This is a genomic window from Streptomyces griseoviridis (genome assembly GCF_005222485.1).
Classification (GTDB): domain Bacteria; phylum Actinomycetota; class Actinomycetes; order Streptomycetales; family Streptomycetaceae; genus Streptomyces; species Streptomyces hintoniae.
This window is the reverse complement of record NZ_CP029078.1, coordinates 5,467,346-5,489,924: the sequence shown is the minus strand read 5'-3', so window position 1 is coordinate 5,489,924 and position 22,579 is coordinate 5,467,346. Positions and strand designations below refer to the sequence as shown.

Genomic DNA, 22,579 nt, shown 5'->3' with positions numbered 1-22,579 from the left:
ACGTCTCCGCAGTGAACTGCGCCAGCCGTCACGGAAACGTCACTGTCCGCACGCGCGGTGTCCATACCGTCTCCTCACCGGGTTCGGGGAGGTCAACTCGGGTGGCTCGTGCGGTTACTGTGAATTTCCTTTGGCTTCTGTGGCCTTCTCGGCCTCTCTTGGGGGAACACGTGATGAGACCTCGTCCGCCCAGAACCTCCCGCGCGTACAGGCCGCTGAGCCTGAAGCGGCGCGCGTGGCTGACCTTGGGGGCGGTGGTCATCGGCGGGGGTGGCCTGGCGACCTACGCCGCCGCGGGCCAGCCCGCCACGCCCGGTGCCGAGACCCGGGCCAAGCGGCCGGTGAAGGTGTACGACTTCGCGCTGAAGGCGGACGGGGCCGGCCGCCGTGAGCTGCCGCGCACCGAGACCGGGACCTTCTCGATGCTGGGCGTCTCCTGGACCGGCGCCACCAAGCAGCTCAACGGGACGGCGCAGGTGCGCACCCGGGCCGCCGCGACCGGCACCTGGTCGGCCTGGCGTGACCTGGAGGCCGACGCGGACCCGCTGCGCGACCCGGCGGCGGGCGCCGAGGCACGCGGCGCGTCCGAGCCGCTGTGGGTGGGGCCGTCCGACGGCGTCCAGGTCCAGGTCGTCCACGAGGACGGCACCACCAGCGCGGGGCTGCCGACGGGGCTGCGGGTCGACCTGGTCGACCCGGGCATCGCGACGGCCGCGGAGACCCGGGCGACCGCCGCGCCCCGGCCGGCCGCGTTCGCCGCGGACGAGACACCCTCCCCCGACCCGACCCCGTCCGACCCCGACACCGGCGCGCCGACTCCCGACGACCCCGGCCCTTCCGACCCCGGCACCTCGACGCCGAGCCCCTCCGCTTCGACGCCCACCCCGCCCGCGTCGACCGTCCCCGCGCCGCCGGTCACCGCCCGCGCCGACTGGGGCGCCGACGAGTCGATCAGCCCGGAGGAGCCGGAGTACAACACCGGTGTGAAGGCCGTGTTCGTGCACCACTCGACCGGCAGCAACACCTACGCCTGCGCCGACTCCGCGTCCCTGGTGCGCGGCGTCCACGCGTACCACGTGCTGGTCAACGGCTGGAAGGACATCGGCTACAACTTCCTCGTCGACAAGTGCGGCACGATCTTCGAGGGCCGCAAGGGCGGCACCGGGCTGCCGGTGCTCGGCGCCCACACCTACGGCTGGAACCGTGACTCGACGGGCGTCGCCGTCCTCGGCGAGCACACCGCGACGCCCGCGTCCGACGCCGCGCTCGCCTCGATCGCCCGGATCGCCGCCTGGAAGCTCGGCCAGTACGGCGCCGAGCCGACCGGCACCGTCCAACTGACCGCGGGCGCGACCCAGAAGAACTTCACCGGCCGGTCCTTCACCACCGGTCAGAGCTATCCCTTCGAGCGGATCTCCGCCCACCGCGACGGCTTCAACACCGAGTGCCCAGGCGGCTCCCTCTACGCCCAGCTGCCGGCCATCCGCACCCTGGCGGCCGGTCCGGTGATGGGCCTCAAGCTCGCCTCGCTCTCGGGCGCGGCCCTGTCCGGTTCGACGTACTGGACCAAGGGCGCGGTCACACCCCGCTGGTCGGCCACCACACCGGCCGCGCTGATCAAGAAGTACGAGGTGCTGGTCGACGGCAAGTCGGCGGCCACCGCGGCCGGTTCGGCGACCTCGGCGACCGTCACGCCCGGCGCGGGCAGCCACACCGTCGCCGTGCGCGCGGTGCACCAGTCGGGGCTGACGGTGACCACGGCCGCCGTGAAGGTGGCCACGGACACCACCGCGCCCACCTTCCCGACCGCGCCGACAATCGCCCTGCGCACCGGCACCGTCGAGACCGCCGCCGTCCCCGTCGTCCTCGGCTGGAAGGCCGCCGACGCCCAGGCGCTGAAGTCGGTGGAGCTGCTCTCCCCGACGACCGCGGCCTTCGGGCCGACCGTGACGTCGTCCGCACGCACCGCCAAGTCCGGCTCGGCGGGCGTCTGGTCGATGCGGGCCACCGACGCCGCGGGCAACACCCGCACCGCGTCGCCGTCCTTCACGCCGGTGATCCTCCAGGAGACCTCGGCGGTCAAGTCCGGTACCTGGAGCACCCGTTCGTCCAGCAGCTACCTGGGCGGCAAGTCGTACGCGAGCGGCACCAAGAACGCGAGCCTGACCTGGACGTTCACCGGGCGCTCGGCGTCCTGGGTGGTGTCCCGCGCGGCCGAGTCCGGGAAGGCCGACGTGTACGTGGACGGCAAGAAGGTGACGACCGTCGACCTCAAGTCGTCGACCACGCGGTACCGGCAGGCGATCTGGACGAAGACCTGGTCGGGCAGTGCCAAGCACACCGTGAAGATCGTGGTGTCGGGCACCGGCGGCCGTCCGACGGTGACGACGGACGGGCTCGTCTACGTGAAGTGACCCACCTCGGTGACGGGACCCGGCCGGGGGGGGAGACCCCCGTCTCCGCACCGCGGGGATAGGGCCGGGGGACCCGTCTCCCCGGCCCTATCCCCGCGGTGGCCGCTCGGTCGCGTCCCGGCACAGCAGGCGCAGGGAGCCCTCCCCGGCGAAACGGTGGCGGGCTTCCTCGATCGGGTCCCACAGCCGGCCGTCCGGGGTCCTGATCCAGTGGTCGCCGCCGCTCGCCCACCACTCGGCGCCGCCCTGCCGGGCGATCACCTCACCCGCGTACGCCCCGAATCCGCGCAGCACCCCCTCCACGGCGGCGTACGGCGTGTTCTCGCGGCGCAGGTCGTCGATGATCCGGTCGACCTGCCACAGGCTCTGCGCCGAGTAGTCGAGGCGCACCCGCGCCCCCTCCCGCATCGTCGCCACCACGTCGGCCGCCCACCGCACCGGGCGGGCGGCCGCGCTGGGCCTGGCGTGCTGCTGCTCTGGTGTCGTTGTCTGCGCTGTCACAGTAGGTAGAGCGCTCTGGAGAAGCGTTTCGTCACAGGGTTTCCCGGCCCTGCCGCGAACCGGCGCAGGACCGCCCCACGGACCCCGCACGACGCACACAGGATTCCCCCGGGGAGCGGGTTTCGCCCGCACCCGCCCCAGGGCACGGACGTCCTCCCCTTCACCCCCGGCCGCGGGCCCGCCGGGACACCACCGCCCGCAGGACGCGGCGGCCCTCCGTGGTCACCTCGTGGGCGCGCCGCAGGCCGCCGGTGCCGTGCTCGGCGAGGAGTTCCAGGACCACGGTCTGGCGGCGCAGTTCGGCGGCGACGAGCGGCGACCCGCCCCGCACGCCACCGCTCGTCACTTCCGCGTCTCCCGCGCCGCCCGTCTCGCCCGCACCACCCGCCTCCCCCGCCTCTCCCGTCTCCTCCGGCGCGTCCTCCCCCGCCGGGTCGAGGAGCCGGTGGATACGGAGGGCGGCCAGGGAGCAGGCGTCGGCCCACACCCGCAGGCCCGCCGCCGACGGCTCGGACGGCGCGGCGGCCAGCATCCGGCGGGCGAGCAGCGCCGCCTCGCCCTCGCCCGGCTCCCCAGGACCGGCGAGGGCGCCGCGCACCCGGGCCAGCCGGGACGCCCAGGCGTCGGCGTCGGCGGGGTGGGCGAGGGTCGACCAGAGCGGGCGCAGGATCTCGTCGTCGCCGCCGAGCAGCGGCACGCAGCGATCCAAACAGGCCAACCCGCTGGCGGCGAGCCCCCGTTCGTCGGCGTGGGCGATCAGTTGAACCAGGCTCATCCGGGCCTCCTCGGGCGCGGCGGCCTCGGGTCCACGACCCGTGCCACCACCGCGTTTCCCCTTACTGCGTGCGGTGACCCGGGAGTGTCACAGCGGTACGACGCCCAGTCGGTCGAGGAACCGGAAGAAGAGGTTTTCGGCCAGGGGGTCGGCGTCGGAGGTGAGGACGTCGAGGAGGGGTTCCTCGGCCACCTCGCGGCCGGCCTCGGCGGCCCACTCGACGGCGCGGCGGGCGTCGTCGCCCGGCTGGAGGAAGTAGTCCTCCACGGTGAGGCCCTCGCGTTCGGCGCCGAGGTACCCGGCCATCGCGGCCCGCGCCAGGCACGTCGTCCACGCGCCGCTCCTGGGTCCCGCCGCCTCCACCACCACCGAGGCGCTGTCCATGACGTAGCCGAAGAGGGCGGGTGCTCCGGTCTCGCGGGCGAGGACGTTCATGCTGCCGACGTCGCCCCCGTCGCCCCGGCACTCCCAGACCTGCCAGCCGTCCGGCGCGGTCCCGTGCGGCACCCACTCCGCCGCGCCGCCGTCCGCCCCGGTCAGCGCCGCCGTCCCGGTGAGCGGCCGCCCGCTGCGGCCCACCACGAAGTAATCCCAGTAGCCCATGTCCCGTTCCCCCGTGCCCTGTCGGTGTCGGCTGGGGCCGAATACACCACAGGCGTACGCCTGTTCGCAGGGATTCAGCCCAGTCGGCCGGCCAGCGCCTTGAACTGCGGCCAGGACCGGGTGGGCCGCCTGCTGTCCCAGAGTTTCTGGGACGTCGCCGCCAGCGGCATCCGGATGCCGGCCGCGACCTGGTCCTGGGTCTGGGAGTTGGCGAGGTCGCACCAGACGGCGAAGGTGCCGCCGAGGATCTGGTCGTCGTACTTCGCGGGCACCGCCGTCGTGCCGCGCACCACGCGGGGCGTCCACTGTTCGTAGATCCGCTGCCCGGTCGGGTAGACGAAGGTGTTGGGCTGGCCGAGGACGTAGTACAGGAACTCGTCGTTGTAGTTGATGAGGTCGCGGCCGGTGCTCAGATACTCGACGGGCTGCCTGGCGCCCAGCTCCTTGCCGGTCCAGTAGGCGACCTGGAGGTCCTTGGCGGGCTGCACGGAGGTGCCCTTGAGGAATCCGTCGTTCCAGGCGCGCATGGTGCGGTCGTGGGCGCGGACCGTGTCGGCGCGGTCGTTGAGCCAGCCGGTGGCGAGGTCGGAGACGGTGCCGCCGGAGCCGTACTCCTTGCGGGCGGCCGCGGCGAGCTGCGGGAAGGAGGCGGCCGGGTCGGGGACCGTGAGGGCCTGGTACTCGTCGCCGCCGAGGTTCCACTGCTTGCCGGGGAAGAGGCCCGCGAACTCGTTCAGCAGGTCGTCGACGATCTGGGCGGCGGCCGGCTTGGAGATGTCGACGGCGCCCCGGGTGGCCACGCCCCTGGTGTTGCGCAGCTGGAGGTCCGGGTGGGCGGCGATGACGGCGCCGAGGTGGCCGGGCGAGTCGATCTCGGGCACCACGGTGATGTGCCGGCTCTCCGCCAGCTTGATGATCTTCCGGACCTGGGCCTTGCTGAGGTGTTCCTTCGAGACGATCTCGGGGTGCGTGTCGGACTGGATGCGGAAGCCCTGGTCGTCGGAGAAGTGCAGCCCCAGTTCGTTGTACTTGAGGTCGCCCAGCTCACGGACCCGGTCCTCGATCCAGGACGCGGTGAAGTACTTCCTGGCTATGTCCAGCATGAAGCCGCGCACCGGTTTGGCGGGCCCGTCGCGCACCACGCCCTCCGGGGCCGTGCCGCCGCCGTGCACCTCCTGCTTGAGGGTGCGGGTGCCGTAGAACACGCCCGGGGCCGCGGGGGCGCTGATGTTCACCCGGCCGCCGCGCACGGTCATCGTGTACGACTCCGGGTCGGCGCCGTCGCTGCCGCCGAGCGCCAGCCGGAGGTCGCCCGCGCGGTCGTCGTTCTTCTGACCCGCGTAGGTCATCCCCAGCTCGCCGGCTATGAGCTTGCCGTCGGCGGCGAGTTCCGCGTCGCTCACCACCACCCGCCCGGCGTGCGCCGGGCGCCAGCCGGGGCCGCGGGCCGCGGCGTGCGTCCGTACGGCGGGTACCGTGCTCGGCGCCGTGGAGAGGGCGTAGGAGCGGCTGGGGCTCGGCCGGGTGCCGCTCGGGGTCGCCGAGGGCGAGTCCGCGGAGACGGCCGCCCGCCCGCCGGAGGGCCGGGCCGCGCTGTCCTCGCCCGTGGAGGCCCAGACCCCGACTCCGAGTCCGAGCGCGACGGTCGCGGCGAACGCCGTCACGACGACGGCTCGCCTGCGCTTCACCTTCTTCGCCGGGACCCGGCGCCTGTGCTGGCTCACAGCGCCAACCTAGAGGCAAGGTGACGGCTCCGCAGGACCGCGGTCGTCCACCACACGTTCCGAAACTCTCTCGTCCGGGTGAAATTCGGGCATCCGTCGGACACATGTCACCCTTGCTCGATAACGTGTCGGCGCACCTGTAGCCGCACCTGCCCCACACCCCGCACGCGCACGTCCCGCACGCCTCGGTAACCGGGCGCGGGTCGCGTATCTCACACACCGCCCCCTCTGCCGAAACACACGTGACGCCCACACACCTCCCTGGCCGAGTAGCCATACCGGCGCTGCCCGAGCAGACCCGCGCCCCCCTGTCCGCGACGGCCCTGCCCGCCTTCAACAGCGCGCCCGAGGCCGACCTCCGCCGCCGGCTCCTCGACTGCCTGCACAGCGCCCGCTGGACGGAGCGCGTCGCGGCCCACCGCCCCTACCCCGACCTGGACGCCCTGCTGGCGGCGGCGGACGAGGCGGCCTACGACCTCACCCCCGCCGAACTGTCCCTGGCCCTGACCGCGGAGACGCTGCCCGCCCTGCCGCCGGACACCTACGAGGCCGCGTACATGGCGCTGGACGCGGCCCGCGCCGCCTACGAAGCCCGCTTCGGACACGCGTTCGTCATCTGCCTGGATGCGATTAACCCGAACGAGCGACTTGACCACGTACTGACAGCGATCCGCTCCCGGCTGGCCAACGATCCGGAGGAGGAGCGCGCGGTGGCCGCCGAGGAGCTGCGCGGCCTGGCCAGGCAACGGCTGCGTCAGCTGCTCGAAGGCGCGAACCCGTCCGTTCGCGCCACACCCGGTGCATAACCGGACGAACCGGCACGGAAGCCGCGCCCTCTAAGCCATCCGCGTGCCACTTTGATCACACCGGTAGGCCCGCTGTAAGCGTTCCGACAACACGTCGCTACGATGCTGGGGGCCGGTGGACCGTACCCGGCCGGGCCCGTCCGACACCGAAGCCGGCAGGCCCCAATCCCCGCTCCCGGAGGGTTCTTCCGTGCCGGCTGGAACGCTGTACCGCGGCCGGGAAGGAATGTGGTCCTGGGTGGCTCATCGAGTCACCGGCGTCCTCATCTTCTTCTTCCTGTTCGTTCACGTGCTGGACACCGCACTCGTCCGTGTCTCACCCGAGGACTACGACAAGGTCGTAGCCACGTACAAGACCCCGATCGTCGCGTGTCTGGAGTACGGCCTGGTGGCCGCCATCCTCTTCCACGCGCTCAACGGCCTGCGCGTCATCGCCGTCGACTTCTGGTCGAAGGGCCCGCGCTACCAGAAGCAGCTGCTCTGGTCCGTCGTGGGCATCTGGGTCGTGCTGATGCTCGGGGCGATCTACCCCGTCCTCGGCCACGCCGCTCGTGAACTGTTCGGGAGCTGACGCCGATGTCCACCACCGAATCCACCGTGTCCGGCGTGGGCCCCGTCGAGGGCGCCCCCGTCTACACCGCCGACAACCCGGCACCCCTCATCGAGGCCCCCCGCCAGCGCACCAAGAAGTCCCCGAAGTCCACCCGGGGCAACTTCGAGATGTACGGCTGGCTGTTCATGCGGCTCTCCGGTGTCGTGCTGGTCGTCCTGGTCCTGGGCCACCTGCTGATCCAGCTCGTGCTGGACGGCGGCGTCTCCAAGATCGGCTTCGCCTTCGTGGCCGGCCGCTGGGCGTCCCCGTTCTGGCAGATGTGGGACCTGGCCATGCTGTGGCTGGCGATGCTGCACGGCGCCAACGGCCTGCGCACGGTCATCAACGACTACGCGGAGCGCGCGAACACCCGGCTCTGGCTCAAGGGCCTGCTCTACACCGCCACGGTGTTCACCATCCTGCTGGGCACGCTGGTGATCTTCACCTTCGACCCGAACATCCGCTAGGCACGGGGCTGCGAGAATCATGAAGATCCACAAGTACGACACCGTCATCGTGGGCGCGGGCGGCGCCGGCATGCGCGCGGCCATCGAGTCGACGAAGCGCAGCCGCACCGCCGTGCTCACCAAGCTCTATCCCACCCGCTCCCACACGGGCGCGGCGCAGGGCGGCATGGCCGCCGCGCTCGCCAACGTGGAGGAGGACAACTGGGAGTGGCACACCTTCGACACGATCAAGGGCGGTGACTACCTGGTCGACCAGGACGCCGCCGAGATCCTCGCGAAGGAGGCCATCGACTCCGTCCTCGACCTGGAGAAGATGGGCCTGCCGTTCAACCGCACCCCGGACGGCACCATCGACCAGCGCCGCTTCGGCGGTCACAGCCGCAACCACGGTGAGGCCCCGGTCCGCCGGTCCTGCTACGCGGCCGACCGCACCGGCCACATGATCCTCCAGACGCTGTACCAGAACTGCGTCAAGGAGGGCGTGGAGTTCTTCAACGAGTTCTACGTCCTCGACCAGCTGATCACCGAGGTCGACGGCGTCAAGAAGTCCGCCGGTGTGGTCGCCTACGAGCTGGCGACCGGCGAGATCCACGTCTTCCAGGCGAAGGCCGTGATCTACGCGTCCGGCGGCTGCGGCAAGTTCTTCAAGGTGACGTCGAACGCGCACACCCTGACCGGTGACGGCCAGGCCGCCGTGTACCGGCGCGGGCTGCCGCTGGAGGACATGGAGTTCTTCCAGTTCCACCCGACCGGCATCTGGCGCATGGGCATCCTGTTGACGGAGGGCGCCCGCGGTGAGGGCGGCATCCTGCGCAACAAGGACGGCGAGCGCTTCATGGAGAAGTACGCGCCGGTCATGAAGGACCTCGCGTCCCGTGACGTCGTCTCCCGCTCCATCTACACGGAGATCAGGGAGGGCCGCGGCTGCGGTCCCGAGGGCGACCACGTCTACCTCGACCTCACCCACCTCCCGCCGGAGCAGCTCGACGCGAAGCTCCCGGACATCACCGAGTTCGCGCGCACCTACCTGGGCATCGAGCCGTACACCGACCCGATCCCGATCCAGCCCACCGCGCACTACGCGATGGGCGGCATCCCGACGAACGTCGAGGGTGAGGTCCTGATCGACAACACCACGGTGGTGCCCGGCCTGTACGCGGCCGGCGAGGTCGCCTGCGTCTCCGTGCACGGCGCCAACCGGCTCGGCACGAACTCGCTGCTCGACATCAACGTGTTCGGCCGGCGGGCGGGCATCGCGGCCGCCGAGTACAGCAAGGACGCCGCGTTCGTGGAGCTGCCGGAGAACCCGGCGGAGCTGGTCGTGGCGCAGATCGAGCGGCTGCGCGAGTCCACCGGCACCGAGCGGGTCGCGGTCCTGCGCCGCGAGCTGCAGGAGACCATGGACGCCAACGTCATGGTGTTCCGCACCGAGCAGACCATCAAGACGGCGGTCGAGAAGATCGCGGAGCTGCGCGAGCGCTACCGCAACGTCTCGATCCAGGACAAGGGCAAGCGGTTCAACACCGACCTCCTCGAGGCCGTCGAGCTGGGCAACCTGCTCGACCTGGCCGAGGTCATGGCGGTCTCCGCGCTCGCCCGCAAGGAGTCCCGCGGCGGCCACTACCGCGAGGACTACCCGAACCGCGACGACGTCAACTTCATGCGCCACACCATGGCGTACCGCGAGGTGGGCGACGACGGCACCGAGTCCATCCGTCTCGACTACAAGCCGGTCGTGCAGACCCGCTACCAGCCCATGGAGCGTAAGTACTGATGGCTACCCCTGTTCTGGACAAGGCGGACGCGGCCGGCCAGCCCGAGCCCGGCTTCGCCGACTCCCCCTACATCACCGTCACCTTCCGCGTCCGCCGGTTCAACCCGGAGGTCTCGGCGGAGGCGACCTGGGAAGACTTCCCGCTGGAGATCGACCCCAAGGAGCGCGTCCTCGACGGCCTCCACAAGATCAAGTGGGACGTCGACGGCACGCTGACCTTCCGGCGTTCCTGCGCCCACGGCATCTGCGGCTCGGACGCGATGCGGATCAACGGCAAGAACCGGCTCGCCTGCAAGACGCTGATCAAGGACATCAACCCCGAGAAGCCGATCACGGTCGAGCCCATCAAGGGTCTGACGGTCCTGAAGGACCTGGTCGTCGACATGGAGCCGTTCTTCCAGGCGTACCGGGACGTGATGCCCTTCCTGATCACGAAGGACACCAACGAGCCGACGCGTGAGCGGTTGCAGACGGCCGAGGACCGCGAGCGGTTCGACGACACGACGAAGTGCATCCTGTGCGCCGCCTGCACCTCGTCCTGCCCGGTCTTCTGGAACGACGGCCAGTACTTCGGGCCGGCCGCGATCGTCAACGCGCACCGCTTCATCTTCGACTCGCGCGACGACGCCGGAGAGCAGCGCCTGGAGATCCTCAACGACCGTGACGGCGTGTGGCGTTGCCGCACCACGTTCAACTGCACGGACGCCTGCCCGCGTGGCATCGAGGTCACCAAGGCGATCCAGGAGGTGAAGCGGGCGCTGATCACGCGCCGCTTCTGACCCGCCCGCAGTACGCCCGAGGGCCCCGCTTCCTGCTGGAAGCGGGGCCCTCGGGCGTGGCGGGGCGGCGGTCAGCCGCGCAGGATGTTGCCCTGCTTGTCCGTGCGGTCGTTGCTGACCAGGAACATGACACCGTCGATCAGGGCCCAGACGCCGAGGCCGCCGCAGGTGAGGAGCTGGGCGATGCCGACGCCCACCGAGCCGACGTAGAAGCGGCCGATGCCCAGGGTGCCGAGGAAGATCTGGAGGATACCCGCGACGATCTTGGACTTGTCGGAGTACGGGCGGCCCTGCGGGTCGACGCCGTAGGGGGCCTGCGGGGTGGGGACGGACATGGATGCTGCTCCTGGTGCCGTGAAAGGGACGCGGAGCCCCCAGGACGGGTGCTCCGGTGTGTGCGCAGGGGAGATCCCTGCGCGACGAAGCCTCGCCGCCGTTCCCCCCTGGTTCGGGAGTCTAAAGAAGGTAAAGATGTGAAAGAAACATGAGCATGGGATCGTGCCGGTTCCGTGATCGGATCCGGACAATCCGCGCGCGGATTGGGCGGGTTCGGGGAGTTCCGCCCGTCAGCCGACGAGGTTGCGCGTGATGGTCCAGGCCACCGCCGTCAGCAGGATCGCCGCCTGCGCCCGGCGGCCGAGGGCGGGCCGCCACCGTCTGCCGCGCAGCCCCTCCACCGCCCAGCGGCCCGCCAGGGCCAGCGCGAAGGGCGCGGCGAGCAGCAGCAGCCGGTTGTCGAGCCAGGCCTGCCCGAGGTGGCCGTGCATCAGGTCGTAGACCATCCGGGTGCCGCCGCAGGCCGGGCAGAGCAGGCCGGTGAGCAGGTGGAACGGGCACGGCGGCAGCAGCCCGCCGGGCTGGTGCGGGTCGGTGCGGTAGAGGTGGAGAGCGCCGGCGGCGCCGGCGGCGAGCACCGCGAGGGGTGCCGCCGCCGGATGCCGCAGCAGGGTCGCGGCGGGCAGGTCAGCCACGCAGGATCCGGCCCTCGGAGTCGGTGTGGTGATTGCCGGTCAGCAGCAGGATGCCGTCGATGAGCGCCCAGACGCCGAAGCCGCCGCAGGTGAACAGCTGGGCCAGGCCGATGCCGACGTTGCCCATGTAGAACCGTCCGACGCCGAGGGTGCCGAGGACCAGTTGCAGGATGCCGGCCACGATCTTCGACTTGTCGGAGTAGGGCCGCCCGAACGGGTCGTAGCCGTAGGGGGCGTTGGGGTCGCCGGTGTAGGTGCCGGGCGGGACGTAGCCGCCGGGGGGCGGGTAGCCGCCCTGGGGGTAGCCGGGCGGCGGGTATCCGGGGGGCGGGTAGCCGCCCTGGGGCTGGCCGCCCTGGGGGTAGCCGTAGGGGGCACCGGGGCCCGGCGGCGGGCCGGGTTGGGGGTGCGGGCCGGGGTAGCCGTAGCCGGACGGGGGCTGCTGGGGCGGTTGATCGGTCACGGCGTTCTCCGGTGCATTTGGACGATGAACGCACCATCTTGCAGGAAACCGCCGGGCGGCGGGAAGCGGAGCGCGGGGTCGGCGAGACGGCGGAGCGCGGCGGCGGTGGGAAGTTGAGCGCGGCGACGGCGGAGTGGGGCAGGGAAATGCCGCGTTCATCCGGGTACGGCACTTAATCTGACCGCATGTCAGATGACCAGTCGTACGAACTGCTCGGTTTCGACAACGTCCTGCTGCCCGTCGGCGACCTCGGCGCGGCCGTCGGCTTCTACGAGCGCGCCGGGTTCTCCGTGGGGTTCAGGCTCGACGAGGCGGGGATCGCGGTGCTGACGGTCGGCGGCGAGACGCCGGGGCTGCTGCTGCGGGTGGAGGAGGCGTTCGGGCACCGGCCGCCGCCGTGGCCGTCGGCGCGGGTGTGGATCGAGGTGAGCGACGCGCGCGAGGCGGCGCGGGCGCTGCGGGCGGCCGGGGTCGGGCTGCTCGACGAGCCCTTCCCGGTGGCCACCGGCTGGACCGTCGAGATCGCCGACCCGTGGGGGAACGTCATCGGGTTCACCGACTACACGAAGCGGCCGGAGCTCGGCCGGCGGCCGTGACGCGGAACGCCCCCCGAACGGTTGAACACGTTCAAAAACAGGTCTAGAGTCATCCCCGTCAGCTTTTTGAACGTGTTCAAGAAGGGTGGGGGCATGGACCTGACGGTCATCGCCTACGTCATCTACCTGTTCGTCAGCATCGGTCTGACGATCTGGGTGGCCCGCACGCTCAGCCGCAACGGACGGGTCTTCCTCTCCGACGTGCTGCACGGCGACGAGAAGCTCGCCGACGCCGTCAACCACCTGCTGGTGGTCGGCTTCTACCTGGTCAACCTCGGTTTCGTCGCCCTCTACCTGACCGGCGACGACTCCATCGGCAGCGCCCGTGGCGTCTTCGAGGCGCTGTCGACCAAGCTGGGAGTGGTGCTCCTCGTGCTCGGCGCGATGCACCTCGGCAACGTGTACGTCCTCAGCCGCATCCGGCGCCGCGGGGTGATGGAGCGGGAGCAGCAGCCGCCCGTCCCGCCGCAGGGCTGGGTCGCGCCGACGACCGCGGTGTGACAGCCGTGCCGGCGACCGGGAGCCGGGACACCGCCGCCGCGCGGGTCCCGGTCCGTGGACTCACCGTGCTCTACGACGCCGACTGCGGACTCTGCGCCTTCCTCCGCGACTGGCTGGTGCGCCAGCCCCAACTGGTGCCGCTCGAACTGCTGCCCGCCGCCTCGGCGGAGGCCCGAAGGCGCTACCCGGGCCTCGACCACCGGGCCACCCTCGACGAGGTCACCGTGGTCGCCGACTCCGGGCAGGTCTACCGGTCGACGGCCGCCTGGATCGTCGTCCTGTGGGCGCTGCGGGCGCAGCGTCCGCTGGCATACCGGCTCGCCACCCCGGCCGGCGCCCCCTTCGCCAGGGGCGCCGTGCTGGCCGCCGCCCGGTGGCGCGAGAGCCGGCGGCGGGGCCCGCACTCGGACGGGCGGACCTACCGGCAGCCGGACGGCTGGACCTACCACCCCGACATCGGCTGGACCTTCACACCGCCCGCCTGCGTCGGCGACGCCTGCGCCACTCGTTAGGCTCCTCCCGTGTCCGCGAAGAACGACGGCCCCGACGGGGCCGGGTCCCCCAGCAAGTCCGAGCAGACCCGCGCGCTGATCCTGGAGACCGCGATGCGCCTCTTCCAGGAGCGCGGGTACGACAAGACGACCATGCGGGCCATCGCCCAGGAGGCCGGGGTGTCGGTCGGCAACGCCTACTACTACTTCGCCGGCAAGGAACACCTCATCCAGGGCTTCTACGACCGGATCGCCGCCGAGCACCAGGAGGCGGTCCGTGAGGTGCTGGCCAGGGAGACGGACCTGCAGGCGCGGCTCGCGGGGGTGCTGAAGGTGTGGCTGGACATCGCGCAGCCGTACCACGAGTTCGCCGTGCAGTTCTTCAAGAACGCCGCCGACCCGGACAGCCCGCTCAGCCCGTTCTCCCCGGAGTCGGAGCACGCGCGGGTGGCGGCCATCGCCGTCCACCAGGAGGTGCTGCGCGGCGCGAAGACCAAGGTGGCACCGGAACTGCGGGAGGTACTGCCGGAGTTGATGTGGCTGTCCCAGATGGGCCTGGTCCTGTACTGGGTCTTCGACCGCACCGAGGGCCGCGAGCGCAGCTACCGGCTGGCCGAGCGCGGCGCCCGGCTCACCGCGCGCGGGGTGTCACTGGCCCGGTTCCGGGTGCTGCGCCCGCTCGTCCTCGATGTCCACGAGCTGTTCACGGACTTCCTGCCGGGGATGACGAGGATGATGCCGGCCCCCGGCGGGAAGGCCGGTTAGGGCCTGGCCGAGTCCACCTCGTCGCCGGTCAGTTCCACGTCCTGGACCAGGGGGCCGTCCGTCACCACCACGTGCCGGGCGCGGGAGCCGTGGGCGGCCGAGGTGACCGCCAGCAGGTAGGCGCCCGGTCCTGGCACCGACACGATGTACGAGCCGTCGGCCAGCGAGGTCACCCGGTCCAGTGGGCGTCCGCCCCGCGACAGCAGGGTGACCGACGCGCCCTCGACCGGGTCGCCCTCGTCGGTGCGGACGAAGCCGTGCACCACCGAGGCGGGCCCGTCGGCCGGGGTCGCCTCGGTGGGCGCGGGGGCGGGTTCGGGCTTCTCGGCCGGCTCCACGGCGAGGTGCGGCAGCCACCTGTCCAGCCGGCCGGGCAGCCACCAGTTGGCGGCGCCGAGCAGATGCATCACGGCCGGCACCAGCGCGGTGCGCAGGATGAACGCGTCGAGCGCGACCGCCGCCGCGAGCCCGACGCCCGCCGTGGCGGCGCTGCCGTCGCCGCTGAGGACGAACGCCAGGAACACGCAGACCATGATGAGGGCGGCGGAGTTGATGACCCGGCTGGTCTCGGCGAGCCCCACCCGCACGGCGCGCGCGTTGTCCCGGGTGTGCGCCCACTCCTCGTGCATCCGGCTGACCAGGAAGACCTGGTAGTCCATGGAGAGCCCGAACAGCAGCGACAACATGATGACCGGCAGGAAGGCGTTGATCGGGCCCTCCCTGCCGAGCCCCAGCAGGTCGAGCCCCCACCCCCACTGGAAGACCGCGACGAGCACCCCGAACGAGGCCGCGGCGGCGAGCAGGTTCATCACGGCCGCCGTCAGCGGCACCACCAGGGACCTGAAGGCGATCAGCAGCAGCAGGAAGCCGAGGCCGATGATGGTGAGGACGAACAGCGGCAACCGGTCCCCCGTGACCGTCGCGAAGTCCTTGGAGACCGCCGTCACCCCGCCGACGTGCGCGTCCGCCCCGGCCGCCGGGATGACCCGGTCGCGCAGGGTGTCGATCAGCTGGTCCGTCCGCTCCGACTGCGGTGACGTGGTCGGCACGACCTGGATCAGGGTGACCCCGCCGGCCGGCGGCAGCACGGTCACCCTGGCCACCCCCGCCGTCGCCTCGACGCCCTTGACGAGCGCGGCGCTGTCGCCGCCCGAACTGACCACCTGGAGCGGCCCGTTGAAGCCGGGCCCGAAGCCCTCGGCGAGCAGATCGTACGCCTTCCTGGTGGTCGTCGACGCGTCGTCGTTGCCCTGGTCGGTGGCGCCGAGCCGCAGCGAGAGCACCGGCAGCGCGAGGACGGCCATGGCGACCGCCGCGAGCAGCGCGGTCCGGCGCGGACGCCTCTGCACGCCCAGCGACCAGCGGGCCGCGAGGCCGCCCGCCCGCTCCGGCTCCGCCCGCGGTCCCCGCTCGGCCAGGGTCCCGCGCTGGGCGCGGCTGAGCACCCGCGGGCCGAGGAAGCCGAGCAGCGCGGGCAGCAGGGTGGTGGCGGCCAGGACGCTCAGCACGACGGTCAGCGAGGTGGCGATGACCACGCCGTCCAGGAACCGCAGGCCGGTCACCAGCATCCCGGCGAGCGCGATGCAGACCGTGCCGCCCGCGAACAGCACGGCCCGGCCCGAGGTGTTGAGGGCGACGACCGCCGACTCCTCGGGGTCGAGGCCGCGCAGCAGGCCGCGCCGGTGCCGGGTGACGATGAACAGGGCGTAGTCGATGCCGACGCCGAGGCCGATCAGCGAGGCGAGCAGCGGCGCGAGGTCGGGGATGTCGGTGCTGTGGCTGAGGAGTTGGGTGGTGAACAGGCCGGTGCCGACGCCGAAGACCGCGACCGCGATCGGCAGCAGCATCGCGAAGAGCGAGCCGAACGCCAGGAACAGCACGACGGCCGCCGCGGCCAGGCCGACGATCTCGGCGAGCCCGCTGGGCGGTTCCTGCACGCGCTGGATCGCCTGGCCGCCCAACTCGACGTCGAGGCCGTCGCGTCGGGCGTCCCTCGCGGTGTCGACGACGTCCTGGACCAGCCGCTTGGGGATCTCGTCGGCACGCTGGGTGAAGGTCACCTGCGCGTAGGCGATGGTGCCGTCCCGGCTGATCTGGGCGGCGCCGCGGTCCCCGGCGTAGGGGCTGGCGACCGCGCCGACGCCCGGCATCCGCGCGATCCGGTCGAGGGCGGGCTCGACGCGGTCGCGGACCGCCCGGTCGCCGACCGAGCCGTCGTCGACCTTCCAGACCACCGTGTCGCTGTCCCCCGAGGTGTCGGGGAACGCCTTCGCCAGCAGGTCGTAGGCGCGCTTGGAGTCCGTGTCGGGCAGCGAGAAGACGTTCGCGTACTCCGTGCCCGCGGCCGAGGCGGACACCCCGAGCCCGCAGAGCGCCCCCACCCACATCAACAGGACCACCAGCCGATGCCGGTAGCACCATCGTGCCCATGCCGTCACGCGCGCACCCCTTCGTCGTCCTCGGTCGTCCCCCGGGTCCCGCGCCCAGGATCGGCAGCGCGCGGCGCCCGGCGACACCGGGAGCCCATGACTCTCAAGGAACTCCAAAGGCGGAGCGGTCCCGGCCGCGCGCGGCCCGGCCGATACTGGGGGCATGACGACGGCTCCAGGCACCGTGCTGGTGGTGGAGGACGAGCCGAGCATCGCGGACGTCCTCACCATCGCCCTGCGCTACCACCGCTTCGAGGTGATGACCGCGGGCACCGTCCGTGAGGCCCGCGCGCTAGCCGAGCGCACCCGGCCCGACGCGGCGCTGCTCGACGTGATGCTCCCGGACGGTGACGGCCGCGCCCTCGGCCGTGAACTGCGCTCCCGTCAGCCGGAGTTGGCGCTGGTCTTCGTCACCGCCCGGGACTCGCCCGCGGAGATCGTCGGCGCCCTCGGCTTCGGCGACGACTACATCACCAAGCCGTTCAACATCGACGAGGTGGTCGCCCGGGTCACCGCCGTGCTGCGCCGCACCCGCACCGCGGACGTGCTGCCCGAGCGGCCGCCGCTGCGCTACGGCGACCTGGAGCTGGACGAGACGACGTACTCGGCGCACCGCGCGGGCCGCTCGGTGGAGCTGACCCCCACCGAGTACGCGCTGCTGCGGTTCCTGGTGCGCAACGGCGGCCGGGTCGTGCCCAAGGACCAACTCCTGCGCCATGTCTGGCAGTACGAGCACACCCCGCCCGAATCGACCGTCGTGGAGACCTACATCAGCTATCTGCGGCGCAAACTGGACGCCCTGGGGCCGCCGTTGATCACCACCAGGCGCGGTGTCGGATACGGGCTGGCGTGAGGTTCGCGATCCCCGGCTGCGGTGGCGGCATCCACTCGCTGCGGGTCAAACTGACCCTGGCCAACGTGGCGTTGCTCGCCCTCGGCATCGTCGCGACCACCGCCGTCAGCCTGATGGGGATGCGCTACTACCTGCTCGGGCAGGTCGACACCGAGCTGGTCAAGTTGCGTGACTCGCTGGCCGGTTCGCGGCTGACCGTGCGGCAGATCGACTCGCTCAGCGCCCTCGGGTTCATCCGCGACCGGATCGCGTCGGACGGCGGCCCCACCCGCGAACGCCCCGCCCCCGACTCGATCTTCGCCGCCGTCGACGACGAGGGCCGGGCCATCGGCCTCTTCGGGGTGCGGCCGACCGAGGCGCAGACCGCGCTGGCGCACGCGGTCCCCGACAGCGGGGCGCTCGCCCGCGCCGCCGACCCCGGTGACGTGCGGGTCGAGGACGCCGCCTACCGGGTCACCGCGGTGGCCCTGGCCGACGGCAGCTACGTGCTGATGGCGACCTCGACCGAGGCGCTGCACGCGGGCATGGCCAAGGCGCTCAAGCTCGACCTGGCCGTCGGCACCCTGCTGCTCGCCGTGCTGGCGTGCCTGACGCTGTTCAGCGTGCGGCTGCGCATGGTGCCGCTGGAGGCGATGGTGGAGACGTCGTCGGCCATCGCGGAGGGCGACCTGACCCGGCGGGTGCCCTCCAGCCACCATCCGACGCGTGAGGTCGAGCAGTTGCGGCTGTCGCTGAACGCGATGCTGCACCAGGTCGAGTCGGCGTACCGCACCCGGGAGCGCAGCGCGGCCCAGCTGCGCCGGTTCGTCGCGGACGCCTCGCACGAGCTGCGCACCCCGCTGTCCGCGATACGCGGCTACCTCCAGCTGTACGAGCGGGGCATGCTGACCGATCCGGCGCAGCGCGAGCGGGCCTGGGGGCGGGTGCTGGCGGAGACCGACCGGATGGGGCACCTGGTGGACGAGCTGCTCACCCTGGCCCGCCTCGACCAGCAGCCCGAACTGCGGTTCCGCACGGTCGACCTGAGCCGGCTGGTGCGGGACGCGGCGGAGGACCTGCGGGTGCAGCAGCCCGGCCGGCCGGTGACGGTCGGCGCCGACGGCTCGCTGCTGGTGCGCGCCGACGAGTCGGGGCTGCGCAAGGTGCTCGGCAACCTGACGGGCAACGTGCGCACCCACACGGCCGCCGACGTGCCGGTGCGGCTCGGGCTCGACCGGGCGGACGGCCTGGTGCACATCCGGGTCGAGGACGACGGCCCGGGACTCGCCGAGGAGGACGCGGCCCGGGTCTTCGACCGGTTCTTCCGGGCCGGCGGCGGCGCGGGCAGCGGCCTGGGCCTGGCGATCGTGCAGGGGGTGGTGCACGCGCACGGCGGCGAGGTGACCGTCCGCACGGCGCCCGGCGAGGGGCTCGCGGTGACGGTCACGCTGCCGGCGCAGGCGGCCGCCCGGTCGTGAGCGCCGGGCGGCGTCCGGGTCAGATCCAGTCGAGCGACCAGAGCCGGAAGATGCCGGTGCCGTCGGACAGGTACTGGCCGCCGCCGACCGCCTCGCTGCTGAGCACGTACTCCTTGCCCTGCCAGAGCGGGATGACCGGCACGTCACGGGCGATGTCCGCCTGGAGGGTGCGGAAGTCGGCGGTGGCGTCGCCGCGGTCGGCGTACTGCTGGCTGGAGCGCACCAGCCGGTCGACGCCCTTGTCGCTGTAGCCGGTGTTCATGGTCGATCCGGTGCCGACCAGGGGGCCGCCGAAGGTGTCGGGGTCGGGGTAGTCGGCGACCCAGCCGACGGCGTACGCGTCGAGCTTGCCGCCCGACCACCGCTTCTGGAAGTCGGTCCACTCGTAGCCCTTGACCGTCACCTTGAAGAGGCCGGTCGCCTCCAGCTGCTTCTTGATGTCCTCGGCCTCGGGCCCCGCGGCGCCGCGCCCCTGCGCGTAGCCGTAGGTGAACGCGACGGGCGTGCTCACCCCGGCCTGGTCGAGCAGCGACCGCGCCTTGTCCACGTCCTGCCTGGGGTAGGCGTCGAAGAAGGACGTGGTGTGGCCGGTGATGCCGGTCGGGATGAGCGAGTAGAGCGGGTCGACGGTGCCTTCGTAGACGGTCGCGGCCAGTTGCTCGCGGTTGATCAGCCAGGCGATGGCCTGCCTGATCCGGGTGTCGTGCAGGGGCGAGGAGGCGCGGGTGTTGAGGTAGAGGTTGCGGGTCTCGGAGCTGTCGGACTCCGAGACCCGCTGGTCGGGGTCGCTCGCGGACAGCTTGGAGAGCGTCGTGGGCGGCAGCTGGCGGGTGGCGACGTCGATCGCCTTGTCCTCCCAGGCGCGGCGCAGGGCCTTCGCGTCGGCGTAGTAACGCAGCTCGACGGGCCGCCCGGTGTCCTTGAGGTCGCCCTTGTAGCGGCTGTTGGGCGTGAGGACGGCCTTCTGGCCCTTGCTGTACGAGGTGAGGGCGTACGGTCCCGTGCCGTCGACGGAGGTGCCGGTGCGCAGGGCGTTCCTCGGGTACTTCTCCCGGTCGACGATCGATCCCGCGCCGGTGGCCACCTTGAACGGGAAGGTGGCGTCGGGCGACGACAGCCGGAAGGTGACCTTCAGGCCGTCCGCCGACACCGACTTGAGGGTGCTCAGCAGGGACGAAGGGCCGACGTCGGCGTTGATCGCGCGGACCCGGTCGAAGGAGAACTTGACGTCCTCGGCGGTCATCGCACGCCCGCTCGGGAAGGTGAGCCCCGCCCGCAGGGTGCAGCTGTACGTCTTCAGGTCGGTGCCGTCGAAGGCGCAGTCGCGGGCCGCGTCGGGGACCGGCTGGGCGGCTCCCGGTTCGAACGTCAGCAGTGACTGGAAGACGTTGCTGTACAGCGCCCAGGAGCCGGCGTCGTAGGCGCCCGCCGGGTCGAGCGCGGTGACCGCGTCGGTCGTGCCGACCGTGATCCTCTTCTCCGTGTCCTGCTGCCGGGGCAGCAGTTGCCAGCCGCCCACTCCGGCAGCCGCGAGTACCACAAGCGTCGCGATGATCCGCGTGCGCACCGAACGCATCGGTATGCCCTCCCCGGGCCCACAGGGGCCTCAAAGGCCCACCCCACCAGCCACTCCCCTGGGGCCTGTCGTTTGGATCATGCGGCGAGTCGCGGCCCAGGCCACGCACTCCCCCGAGCTCTGCGAGCAGGGGGACCCCCAGGCGTTGTCGTCGGTTGCCGACGCTCCGCGTCGACGCCCTCCTCCGCCTTGCAGCTGCACGCGTCCTGACCCGCTCGGGTCGGCCGACAAGGCACCGCACCTCGGCGCCGCCTGATCCAAACGACAGGCCCAGTGGCGAGGCTCACATAACCACATGGGTTTAGGTCGGCGGAAGAGGTAACCGGCAGATGAGAAAACACTTACCGACCACGTATGTCCGCTGTGTTTCGGCCAGCTCGCACCGCGAGCCGGCGCGCGGGGTCCCGGAGGGGCGTCAGGCGTGCGTGGAGGCGAGCTGGATCATGGTGATGTCCGACGGCGCGCCGACCCGGGTCGGCGGCCCCCAGGCGCCCGCGCCCCGGCTGACGTAGAGCTGGGTGTCGCCGTAGCGGTCGAGTCCCGCGACGGTCGGATTGGCCGCCGCCGCGATGAGGTTGCCCGGCCAGAGCTGGCCGCCGTGGGTGTGTCCGGAGAGCTGGAGGTCCACGCCGTGGTCGACGGCCTGGTGGATCTGGACCGGCTGGTGGGCGAGGAGCACACAGGCGCGGGCCGGGTCGCGGTCGCCGAGCGCCTTGGCGAAGTCGGGCCCCTGGCCCTCGCTCTCGCCCGCGATGTCGTTGACGCCCGCCAGGTCGAACCACGGCAGCTCGGTGCGCGCGTTCTCCAGCGGCACGAGCCCCAGCCGCCGCACCTCCTCGACCCACTGCGCGGCACCGGAGAAGTACTCGTGGTTGCCGGTGACGAAGTAGCTGGGCGCGTCGAGCCCGGCGAGCGGCGCCGCCGCGGGCCCGAGGTCGCGCACACTGCCGTCGACGAGGTCGCCGACGACCGCGACGAGGTCGGGCTGGGCCGCGTTGATCGTGTCGACGATCCCCTGGGTGAACCCGCGCCCCAGGACCGGCCCCAGGTGGATGTCGCTGACGACGGCGATCCGGTAGCCGTGCGCGGCGCGCGGAAGCTTCGCGAGCGGCACGGTGACCCGCTTGATCCGGGGCCCGCGCAGCACCCCGTACGTCCCGTACCCGACGGTCCCGACGGCCACCGCGCCCGCCGCCCCGGCGACGACCCGGGAGACGAAGAGACGGCGGGAGACATCGGCGGGGGCGGGCGTGGGGGCGGGGTCGGGGTCGGTGGCCGGGTCGGTGGCGGGGCGGTCCGGTCCTACGGTGACGGTGCTCCTGTCGGCGCCCGCCTTCCCGTCGGCCGGGGATACCTGGGAGGCCGTCGCCGTCACGGCGTCCGCCGTCGGCCGGCGGCGGGCGGGCAGGCGGGTCAGCAGGGGCCGTACCGCCTCGCCCGCGAGGACGGCGAGCAGCAGGTACACGCAGAGGGCAAGCCAGAGGAAGCCCGGCCAGCCGAGGGTGCGCTGGAGCCAGAACGGCGCCCCCGCGCGCTCGGCGACCAGGGCGCCGACCGCCAGGGCCCAGCCGCCCACGACGACCGCCGCGCCCGCCCTGCGCACCGCGCCCGGCGCCCGGGTGGTGTCGCGGAACAGGCGTCTCCAGACGTACCAGTTGCCGCCCACCAGGACGGCGAGCGCGAGCAGGACGAAGACGATGACCACGGTGCCGTGCCCCCCGTTGTCGGACGTAGTCGGATGTGGCGTGAACCCGCCGGGCCTGCGGCCGGGTCGGGCTATGACATGCGGCGCAGTGCGCGCACTCCGCGCAACCCGATGCCGCCGACGACCGTCCCCAGTACGAAGGAGACGACGGCGAGCGTCAGATGCACCCAGAAGTACGCCGTCGGGTGACCGTCCTCGAAGGCGAGCCCGCTGCCGTCCTTGATCAGGTTTTTGACGAAAGTGACCCAGATGACCCAGCTCCACACCCCGAAGGCGAGCAGGAACCAGGAGACCGGGCGGCTGAGCTTCATACGTCCAGTATCGCCGCCGCCGCGGC

At 72.2% G+C, this 22,579-nt stretch carries 23 protein-coding genes; 12 read left to right on the top strand and 11 right to left on the bottom strand.

Annotation, left to right across the window (positions count from 1 at the left end; translation table 11 throughout):
* The first annotated feature begins 173 nt into the window (after positions 1-173).
* Positions 174-2,414, top strand: a complete 2,241-nt coding sequence (locus DDJ31_RS23785) for a peptidoglycan recognition protein family protein (protein WP_127178347.1) — start codon at positions 174-176, stop codon at positions 2,412-2,414.
* Between the two features lie 87 nt (positions 2,415-2,501).
* Here the strand turns inward: DDJ31_RS23785 and DDJ31_RS23780 are convergent, their stop codons facing one another.
* The 4 genes from DDJ31_RS23780 to DDJ31_RS23765 all read right to left on the bottom strand — a co-directional run bounded on the left by DDJ31_RS23780 (position 2,502) and on the right by DDJ31_RS23765 (position 6,017).
* A complete protein-coding gene (locus DDJ31_RS23780) occupies positions 2,502-2,915 on the bottom strand; it encodes a hypothetical protein (protein WP_127178348.1) in 414 nt (137 codons plus the stop codon).
* A 160-nt stretch (positions 2,916-3,075) separates the two neighbouring features.
* A complete protein-coding gene (locus DDJ31_RS23775; RefSeq protein WP_127178349.1) occupies positions 3,076-3,690 on the bottom strand; it encodes a hypothetical protein in 615 nt (204 codons plus the stop codon).
* Positions 3,691-3,777: 87 nt separating this feature from the next.
* A complete protein-coding gene (locus tag DDJ31_RS23770; RefSeq protein WP_127178350.1) occupies positions 3,778-4,293 on the bottom strand; it encodes a hypothetical protein in 516 nt (171 codons plus the stop codon).
* Positions 4,294-4,367: 74 nt separating this feature from the next.
* Positions 4,368-6,017, bottom strand: a complete 1,650-nt coding sequence (locus DDJ31_RS23765) for a beta-N-acetylhexosaminidase (RefSeq protein WP_127178351.1) — start codon at positions 6,015-6,017, stop codon at positions 4,368-4,370.
* A gap of 242 nt (positions 6,018-6,259) precedes the next feature.
* On the opposite strand from DDJ31_RS23765, the gene DDJ31_RS23760 reads away from it, so the two are divergent.
* The 5 genes from DDJ31_RS23760 to DDJ31_RS23740 all read left to right on the top strand — a co-directional run bounded on the left by DDJ31_RS23760 (position 6,260) and on the right by DDJ31_RS23740 (position 10,435).
* The gene (locus tag DDJ31_RS23760) at positions 6,260-6,823 is read left to right on the top strand and encodes a 2-oxo-4-hydroxy-4-carboxy-5-ureidoimidazoline decarboxylase (RefSeq protein ID WP_127178352.1); all 564 of its coding nucleotides are present in this window, start codon (positions 6,260-6,262) and stop codon (positions 6,821-6,823) included.
* A gap of 190 nt (positions 6,824-7,013) precedes the next feature.
* Positions 7,014-7,394 carry a succinate dehydrogenase, cytochrome b556 subunit gene (gene sdhC, locus DDJ31_RS23755; RefSeq protein WP_127178353.1) on the top strand — a complete coding sequence of 127 codons (381 nt, stop codon included), beginning with the start codon at positions 7,014-7,016 and terminating at the stop codon, positions 7,392-7,394.
* A gap of 5 nt (positions 7,395-7,399) precedes the next feature.
* Positions 7,400-7,882, top strand: coding sequence for a succinate dehydrogenase hydrophobic membrane anchor subunit (locus DDJ31_RS23750; RefSeq protein ID WP_127178354.1), 483 nt, complete (start codon positions 7,400-7,402; stop codon positions 7,880-7,882).
* A 19-nt stretch (positions 7,883-7,901) separates the two neighbouring features.
* Entirely contained in the window at positions 7,902-9,656 is a 1,755-nt protein-coding gene (gene sdhA, locus DDJ31_RS23745) for a succinate dehydrogenase flavoprotein subunit (RefSeq protein ID WP_127178355.1), read from the top strand.
* Entirely contained in the window at positions 9,656-10,435 is a 780-nt protein-coding gene (locus DDJ31_RS23740; protein WP_127178356.1) for a succinate dehydrogenase iron-sulfur subunit, read from the top strand. Before sdhA ends, DDJ31_RS23740 begins: the two co-directional genes overlap by 1 nt.
* Positions 10,436-10,506: 71 nt before the next feature.
* On the opposite strand, the gene DDJ31_RS23735 is transcribed toward DDJ31_RS23740, so the two are convergent.
* The 3 genes from DDJ31_RS23735 to DDJ31_RS23725 form a co-directional block, all read right to left on the bottom strand.
* A complete protein-coding gene (locus DDJ31_RS23735; RefSeq protein WP_127178357.1) occupies positions 10,507-10,770 on the bottom strand; it encodes a TM2 domain-containing protein in 264 nt (87 codons plus the stop codon).
* Between the two features lie 231 nt (positions 10,771-11,001).
* Positions 11,002-11,406, bottom strand: a complete 405-nt coding sequence (locus DDJ31_RS23730; protein ID WP_127178358.1) for a DUF2752 domain-containing protein — start codon at positions 11,404-11,406, stop codon at positions 11,002-11,004.
* Positions 11,399-11,869 (bottom strand): TM2 domain-containing protein, encoded by a 471-nt coding sequence (locus tag DDJ31_RS23725; RefSeq protein ID WP_171480891.1) that lies wholly within the window; start codon positions 11,867-11,869, stop codon positions 11,399-11,401. Before DDJ31_RS23725 ends, DDJ31_RS23730 begins: the two co-directional genes overlap by 8 nt.
* Positions 11,870-12,054: 185 nt before the next feature.
* On the opposite strand from DDJ31_RS23725, the gene DDJ31_RS23720 reads away from it, so the two are divergent.
* The 4 genes from DDJ31_RS23720 to DDJ31_RS23705 all read left to right on the top strand — a co-directional run bounded on the left by DDJ31_RS23720 (position 12,055) and on the right by DDJ31_RS23705 (position 14,222).
* The gene (locus DDJ31_RS23720) at positions 12,055-12,465 is read left to right on the top strand and encodes a VOC family protein (RefSeq protein ID WP_127178360.1); all 411 of its coding nucleotides are present in this window, start codon (positions 12,055-12,057) and stop codon (positions 12,463-12,465) included.
* A 93-nt stretch (positions 12,466-12,558) separates the two neighbouring features.
* Positions 12,559-12,966 carry a hypothetical protein gene (locus tag DDJ31_RS23715; protein WP_127178361.1) on the top strand — a complete coding sequence of 136 codons (408 nt, stop codon included), beginning with the start codon at positions 12,559-12,561 and terminating at the stop codon, positions 12,964-12,966.
* Positions 12,963-13,478, top strand: coding sequence for a thiol-disulfide oxidoreductase DCC family protein (locus DDJ31_RS23710; RefSeq protein WP_127178362.1), 516 nt, complete (start codon positions 12,963-12,965; stop codon positions 13,476-13,478). The genes DDJ31_RS23715 and DDJ31_RS23710 overlap by 4 nt, the downstream gene beginning before the upstream one ends.
* 9 nt (positions 13,479-13,487) lie before the next feature.
* On the top strand, positions 13,488-14,222 hold the full coding sequence (locus DDJ31_RS23705) for a TetR/AcrR family transcriptional regulator (RefSeq protein ID WP_127178363.1): 735 nt from the start codon (positions 13,488-13,490) through the stop codon (positions 14,220-14,222).
* Here the strand turns inward: DDJ31_RS23705 and DDJ31_RS23700 are convergent.
* Positions 14,219-16,609 (bottom strand): MMPL family transporter, encoded by a 2,391-nt coding sequence (locus tag DDJ31_RS23700; protein ID WP_127182631.1) that lies wholly within the window; start codon positions 16,607-16,609, stop codon positions 14,219-14,221. The genes DDJ31_RS23705 and DDJ31_RS23700 overlap by 4 nt on opposite strands.
* A gap of 205 nt (positions 16,610-16,814) precedes the next feature.
* Here DDJ31_RS23700 and DDJ31_RS23695 point away from each other — a divergent pair, with 205 nt between their 5' ends.
* Together DDJ31_RS23695 and DDJ31_RS23690 are read left to right on the top strand one after the other, a co-directional pair.
* Positions 16,815-17,504, top strand: a complete 690-nt coding sequence (locus DDJ31_RS23695; protein WP_127178364.1) for a response regulator transcription factor — start codon at positions 16,815-16,817, stop codon at positions 17,502-17,504.
* Complete coding sequence (locus tag DDJ31_RS23690; protein WP_240678100.1) at positions 17,501-18,961, top strand: sensor histidine kinase; 1,461 nt, start codon at positions 17,501-17,503, stop codon at positions 18,959-18,961. Before DDJ31_RS23695 ends, DDJ31_RS23690 begins: the two co-directional genes overlap by 4 nt.
* Before the next feature lie 19 nt (positions 18,962-18,980).
* Here the strand turns inward: DDJ31_RS23690 and DDJ31_RS23685 are convergent, their stop codons facing one another.
* The 3 genes from DDJ31_RS23685 to DDJ31_RS23675 all read right to left on the bottom strand — a co-directional run bounded on the left by DDJ31_RS23685 (position 18,981) and on the right by DDJ31_RS23675 (position 22,553).
* Positions 18,981-20,537, bottom strand: a complete 1,557-nt coding sequence (locus tag DDJ31_RS23685) for an ABC transporter substrate-binding protein (RefSeq protein ID WP_127178365.1) — start codon at positions 20,535-20,537, stop codon at positions 18,981-18,983.
* Between the two features lie 415 nt (positions 20,538-20,952).
* Entirely contained in the window at positions 20,953-22,242 is a 1,290-nt protein-coding gene (locus DDJ31_RS23680) for a metallophosphoesterase (protein WP_127178366.1), read from the bottom strand.
* 71 nt (positions 22,243-22,313) lie between these two features.
* Positions 22,314-22,553 (bottom strand): SCO4848 family membrane protein, encoded by a 240-nt coding sequence (locus tag DDJ31_RS23675; RefSeq protein ID WP_127178367.1) that lies wholly within the window; start codon positions 22,551-22,553, stop codon positions 22,314-22,316.
* Positions 22,554-22,579 lie beyond the last annotated feature (26 nt).

Bases quoted from the DNA above. Each gene is read 5' to 3' on its own strand.
- sdhA (WP_127178355.1), top strand. From the start codon at position 7,902: ATGAAGATCCACAAGTACGACACCGTCATCGTGGGCGCGGGCGGCGCC.
- DDJ31_RS23775 (WP_127178349.1), bottom strand. From the start codon at position 3,690: ATGAGCCTGGTTCAACTGATCGCCCACGCCGACGAACGGGGGCTCGCC.
- DDJ31_RS23715 (WP_127178361.1), top strand. From the start codon at position 12,559: ATGGACCTGACGGTCATCGCCTACGTCATCTACCTGTTCGTCAGCATC.
- DDJ31_RS23720 (WP_127178360.1), top strand. From the start codon at position 12,055: ATGTCAGATGACCAGTCGTACGAACTGCTCGGTTTCGACAACGTCCTG.
- DDJ31_RS23740 (WP_127178356.1), top strand. From the start codon at position 9,656: ATGGCTACCCCTGTTCTGGACAAGGCGGACGCGGCCGGCCAGCCCGAG.
- DDJ31_RS23675 (WP_127178367.1), bottom strand. From the start codon at position 22,553: ATGAAGCTCAGCCGCCCGGTCTCCTGGTTCCTGCTCGCCTTCGGGGTG.
- DDJ31_RS23785 (WP_127178347.1), top strand. From the start codon at position 174: ATGAGACCTCGTCCGCCCAGAACCTCCCGCGCGTACAGGCCGCTGAGC.
- DDJ31_RS23750 (WP_127178354.1), top strand. From the start codon at position 7,400: ATGTCCACCACCGAATCCACCGTGTCCGGCGTGGGCCCCGTCGAGGGC.
- DDJ31_RS23770 (WP_127178350.1), bottom strand. From the start codon at position 4,293: ATGGGCTACTGGGATTACTTCGTGGTGGGCCGCAGCGGGCGGCCGCTC.
- DDJ31_RS23685 (WP_127178365.1), bottom strand. From the start codon at position 20,537: ATGCGTTCGGTGCGCACGCGGATCATCGCGACGCTTGTGGTACTCGCG.
- DDJ31_RS23735 (WP_127178357.1), bottom strand. From the start codon at position 10,770: ATGTCCGTCCCCACCCCGCAGGCCCCCTACGGCGTCGACCCGCAGGGC.
- DDJ31_RS23700 (WP_127182631.1), bottom strand. From the start codon at position 16,609: ATGTGGGTGGGGGCGCTCTGCGGGCTCGGGGTGTCCGCCTCGGCCGCG.
- DDJ31_RS23695 (WP_127178364.1), top strand. From the start codon at position 16,815: ATGACGACGGCTCCAGGCACCGTGCTGGTGGTGGAGGACGAGCCGAGC.